Raw genomic sequence first — 4,721 nt, 5'->3', positions numbered from 1 at the left:
TATCGCCAGTAGCGCCGCGTTTTTCGCCCCCGATTCCCCAATCGCCAATGTTCCCACAGGCACACCGCCCGGCATTTGCACAATAGAGAGCAGGGAGTCGAGCCCTTGTAGTGCCCGGCTTTTGACAGGCACACCCAGGACCGGTAAGACTGTTTGTGCGGCGACCATTCCAGGAAGATGAGCAGCACCACCCGCTCCCGCGATGATCACTTCCAATCCACGTTCTTCCGCGGTCTTCGCATATTCGTTCATCCGGTCGGGAGTACGATGGGCCGAAACGACGCGGCATTCATGCTCGACGCCGAACTGTTCCAGAATGGCGGCCGCCTCTTTCATCGTTTCCCAGTCGGATTGACTTCCCATGATTACGCCCACCAGGGGGGAACTGTTTTCTGACATAATGGAACTTTCCTGTTTCAGGCGATTTTCAGGCCGCGAACGAGACGAGTTTCTAAGCGAGACTAGTTTATTCTGATCGGATGTGACTCCGATAATAATCAATTTCCTTACCTGATAGGAGTCTCGCATCCTCTTTTTTTGCAGGCTGCCTCAGACAAGTGCGGATTCGTTTGACATTTTGAGTGCTCTGGTCTAGTGTGAGAGACGATTTATTCATTCCCAGATGTGACAATATGAAAGGATCTTCTTATGGCACGCCCTGTAACATTATTCACCGGACAATGGGCTGATCTCCCGCTCGAAGAAATGTGTAAAAAAGCACAAGAATTCGGCTATGACGGCTTGGAACTAGCCTGCTGGGGAGACCATTTTGAAGTCGACAAAGCCCTCTCCGATGACACCTATTGTAACCGCAAACGGGAACTGCTCGAAAAATACGACCTGCAATTGTTCTCGATTTCGAATCACCTGGTAGGACAGGCCGTTCTCGATAACATCGACGAACGCCACAAAGCGATCCTGCCCGAATACGTCTGGGGCGATGGCGATCCTGCCGGCGTGAACGAGCGTGCCATTGAAGAAATGAAGAACTCGGCCCGCGCCGCTCAAAAACTGGGTGTGAGCGTGGTCAACGGTTTCACCGGTTCCAGCATTTGGCATCTGCTCTATGATTTTCCTCCCACGCCACGCACCATGATCGACGCGGGCTTCCAGTTGTTTGCTGATCGTTGGAATCCGATTCTTGACGTCTTCCAGGAATGCGGCGTCAAGTTCGCACTGGAAGTGCATCCCACGGAAATCGCCTTCGATATTTACTCGGCTGAAACCGCGCTCAAGGCCATCGACAACCGCGAAGAGTTCGGCTTCAACTTCGACCCCAGCCATCTGATCTGGCAGGGCGTTGATCCCGTCGAATTCATTCGTTACTTCCCCGATCGCATTTATCACGCGCACATGAAAGATGCTTCCGTCACATTAAACGGTCGCTCAGGCATTTTGGCCAGCCATCTCTCATTCGGGGACGCACGCCGCGGCTGGGATTTCCGCAGCGTAGGACGTGGCGGCGTTCGCTTCGAAGAAATCATCCGCGCCTTGAACGACGCACAATACAACGGCCCGCTTTCCATTGAATGGGAAGACATGGGCATGAACCGCGATCAAGGCGCCCGCGAAGCCTGCCAGTTCGTCAAGAACGTCGACTTCGCCCCCTCCGACATCGCCTTCGACGGCGCCTTCGGAGATTGATTAAAATACAGAACGCTTCGGTTAGATCGGCTTGAAATGAAAAGGGAGAACGAATTTCGTTCTCCCTTTTTTATGCACGGTGTTGTTTCGTTATGAATTATATTTTTTAGTATGCATGTTGACTTTGTTCAACCTGCCCATTCAATCTTTGGCTAATTGTTTTGCTACGAATCACCTTTCTCATTAGAAAGCCAATCTTCAAGCATCTTGATTTCCGGCTCTGTACATTGCCGCAAAGTGCACGTACAGTTCTCTTCTGCAACGAGTACAACTTTCTGGTTCAGATTTTCTACTATGACAGTTTGTGATTCATCCATTGTCATGGCAGAGAACGTGATCTTTTGAAATCCTAGATCCACAGCGGTTGATAAAAAAGGGTAGCCGCCACCTTGAAATCTACTAAATTCTGCCCCTTTTTTCTGTATATTATCTATTTGTTCTTTAAATGCCCACTGCGGCATTTCTAGAGTGGTCTTTGCTTTAGGAGTTGGAAACGTGTGCATTTTATGTTTCAACAATCCAAATACGACTTCTATTTCGTGGACCTGTAGCGGACCCATTTCGTTTGGAATGATTGCATCAATTCCAAGTTCTTTGGCAACTGTGCGTGCTTTGAATAGTGCCATGATTAGAGGCGAGTAGCTTTGCATTTTAATAGTAAGATTGATGTCGCCAGTTGATTTCAGTAGTCGATTTCCCAACACGAAAACTTCCATTTCAATATGGATATCTCCTTTTGTAAATGGTTCTCTGCTTACGAGTTCAAAGAATGGGTAAATCGTGTCGAGATGTGGGAGTATCTTCACGTCTATTCCATCCCACTTAGAAATATCGAACTCGATCTTGATAGGCACTTGCGTTTTTTCAATGTCTATTGGGAGAACAACTTTCATTAAACCTCCCGAAAGCTCACACGTACACTCTCCTCGCTTTGAACCGCAAGAAATATCACCGCTTATTTCTAGATTCACTCGCTGGTTGTTTAACTCGTCTAAAGCTGAGAACCGTATCATTACAGGAGCCCTCTGGGTTGTTTTAAGAGCAACTAATTCATAGCCATCTACCCATTCTTTAACCATTCCTTCAACTTCAACCTCATTGTCTGAAAAATCGACTTTACCCCCTGATTCGATAAGTTCTTTTGCTTTATCAACCGAATTCTCACCTTTGAAATGAAATTTAAAACATACTTCTTTCTCTTTGGGTTTTAGCGAGTAATTGGTTCCTTCCTGCGTTGCATTGATGTCGATTTCAAACCGAGGATCAAGAGACTCCATTCGGTTCTTTTCAGCACTTAGTGCAGCGGCAATTGAAGATGGGTAAAGCTCTCGCATATATTGAGTGGCATCTGAAATTGCCTTTTGGAGCTTGACTGAATTATGAATAGAATTTTCTAATGGTAGACGTATCGTTGCAGAGGACTGTTCTCGCCAGTTGGCCTTCAATTTAGAGTTTATATAGTGTTGAAGAAAAACCCACCAGACTTCTTCCTTGGTTGTGTCGACAACAACTAAGAAAACCGGTAGCACGACTTTATCTATAAAGTATTCGAGATGATCGACTTCCATTGAAAATGAAACAGCATTAGCTGTCTTAAGACGAGAAGGATTTTTAACGCCTTTCAGTTGAGCGTGCCAGAACAAGCCTGTCGAATCGTCTCCATTAAATATTTCTATCGTGTAGTCTATTCTATAATCTGGATGCTGTTCGCGCGGGACCCAACTGTCTTGTAAAGAACTTCCAAAGATTCGCTTAGCCCTCTCGTCAATACGATGTGATTCTGGACGGGGCATGTTTGTTATCCTCTAAAAAAAAGATCTAATCAAGCTAATTACTGAAGCAGATAAGAATAGTAAAAACTGTTAAATCGTTGGAATTAAAAGGTACAGCTGCTCCATAGAACAGACCAGAAATATTAATAAACCTCTGCATCACGAATGTGATTTCCCAACCTCTCCCCAGTTTTTTTTATTAAACTGTTCTGATTCCCCTTTGGGGATGGTCAGCGTATTCCAGTTATCTCCCGCCTGGATGCGGGCGACTTGTACGATTTGTCCGATATGGTAGCACGTATGTCCCAGCGATCTTTCTATCGCCAACGGCACCGTATGTGGCTCTCCGCGGATTACGACTGTTTTTTCTATATCTGACGCGGTCAAATTTTGAAGAGCTTCAAAAAGACACGACCAACCTTGTTCCCAGTATTCCAGTAATTCGGCGCGACTTTTGAATGAGTCTACGAATTCATCGTCTCGATTCCGCCATGCTTTCTCGCCATCCGTGGACAGGAAATCGGTCCAGCGCGAGAGTAGATTTCCTGCAACATGTTTCATGATCACCGCGATCGAATTCGTATTCTCATCGACGGCGATGCGGAGTTTTTCATCGGACACTTGCGCGACGGCATTATCCGCCAACCGCTTATTGCCTTCAAACGCGTTGATAATCGCTGACACGAACAGGTCTGTCGTATCCATCACATCTCCTTTTTATGGATATTGTTTTAATGTCGTTTATTTTAGTAACTCACGGTCAAAGTCGAAAGTTATTTCTCTGGATGTCTTTATTATTGATAAAACGAAGATGCCTCTGCTCTGTTTATCGCTGACAGATTTGTTGTAACCGCCTCTCGACACGCGTATAATCAATAAACAACTTTCGTGTCAGTACTCTCACCGTATCCCGAAAATCTCGCCTCATTAGAATCAAGCTTATTTATGAATCACTTCAATTTACGGCATTTCCATATTTTATTCGTCTTCACATGCATACTTTTTGTTTCAGCAACAGAAACAGAATCTGTCTACGCCAAAGACTGGCCGATGTGGCGCCAAAACGCGGGTCGAACCGGCGCCACAACCGATTCACTACCCGAAACACTGTCACTCAAATGGACGCGACAACTGCCAGAGATTACCCCCGCATTTCACAGTACTCGTTTACAATTTGATGCCGGCTACGAACCTATCGTCGCTGATGGGATTTTGCTGCTTGGCTCTTCACGTAACGATTCTATCACCGCCTATGAAGCGTCTACAGGCCGCGAACTCTGGGTGTATCGCACCAATGGTCCCGTC

4 protein-coding genes and 1 pseudogene are annotated in these 4,721 nt (G+C 46.2%); 2 read left to right on the top strand and 3 right to left on the bottom strand.

The window, feature by feature from the left end; genetic code table 11:
- Positions 1-399, bottom strand: a 399-nt coding sequence (gene purE / locus Q0668_RS04530; protein WP_298860437.1) for a 5-(carboxyamino)imidazole ribonucleotide mutase, incomplete at its 3' end; no start/stop codon positions are given.
- A 249-nt stretch (positions 400-648) separates the two neighbouring features.
- Between purE and Q0668_RS04525 the strand changes: the two genes are divergently transcribed.
- A complete protein-coding gene (locus Q0668_RS04525) occupies positions 649-1,644 on the top strand; it encodes a sugar phosphate isomerase/epimerase (RefSeq protein WP_298860434.1) in 996 nt (331 codons plus the stop codon).
- A gap of 164 nt (positions 1,645-1,808) precedes the next feature.
- Here Q0668_RS04525 and Q0668_RS04520 read toward each other — a convergent pair whose 3' ends face one another.
- Positions 1,809-3,437: a DUF4365 domain-containing protein gene (locus tag Q0668_RS04520; RefSeq protein WP_298860431.1), complete on the bottom strand. Its 1,629-nt coding sequence runs from the start codon at positions 3,435-3,437 to the stop codon at positions 1,809-1,811.
- Between the two features lie 138 nt (positions 3,438-3,575).
- A complete protein-coding gene (locus Q0668_RS04515) occupies positions 3,576-4,121 on the bottom strand; it encodes a DUF1572 family protein (protein ID WP_298860428.1) in 546 nt (181 codons plus the stop codon).
- Between the two features lie 345 nt (positions 4,122-4,466).
- Between Q0668_RS04515 and Q0668_RS04510 the strand changes: the two are divergent.
- Positions 4,467-4,721: pseudogene (locus Q0668_RS04510) on the top strand (hypothetical protein); the annotation flags it as partial.

Origin of the sequence: uncultured Gimesia sp., assembly GCF_937910335.1 — a bacterium.
GTDB lineage: Bacteria > Planctomycetota > Planctomycetia > Planctomycetales > Planctomycetaceae > Gimesia.
Note: the sequence above shows the minus strand (reverse complement) of the source record. Positions and strands in the feature narration are given on the sequence as shown.